1 protein-coding gene is annotated in these 558 nt (G+C 48.6%); it reads left to right on the top strand.

Translation table 11 applies throughout. From position 1 onward, the window contains the following. Positions 1 to 60: 60 nt before the first annotated feature. The coding region (locus R7Q48_RS29890) for a LysR family transcriptional regulator (protein WP_318134012.1) at positions 61 to 558 on the top strand (498 nt) is incomplete at its 3' end.

Here is a 558-nt window from a genome sequence, read left to right as displayed (position 1 = left end):
TTCAAACTAACGGATAGTTTTGATGGAACACTTCAACAAAAACGATGGATAGAAAAGAATATGGATATTGACGCGCTGCGCAGCTTTCTTGCGTTTGTTGAAACAGGCAGCTTCACTCGTGCTGCAAAACAAATCAATCGCACCCAATCCGCGTTTAGTGCTCAAATGCGAAAGCTTGAAGATGAACTCCATGTCAGCTTATTCGAAAAGGAAGGTCGCAACCTTGTACTGAGCGAAGCGGGTATGTCACTTCGTGCGCATGCAGAGCAACTCGTAAGTTTGCACAATCAAGCCGTCAAGCAAGTAAAACGCTACGAAAACAAACGCCCACTGCGTTTAGGATGTCCAGAAGACTATAACGATAGCCTGCTGCCGAAACTCATCCGCGTATTGCAGCAAACCGAACCGACCTGCTCTATCCAGGTGTACAGTGAGCCAAGCGTGACGCTCCGCGAATGGCTAGATGAAGGCAAATTAGACGCCGCCATCGTGACTCGTGCACCCGATAGCGAAGAAGGATACTGGCTCGCAAGTGATAGAGGCGTGTGGATCAGTCAC

It is taken from the genome of Vibrio sp. 378, assembly GCF_033339435.1.
The sequence above is the reverse complement of the archived record's forward strand: the minus strand, read 5'-3'. Positions and strand labels throughout refer to the sequence as shown.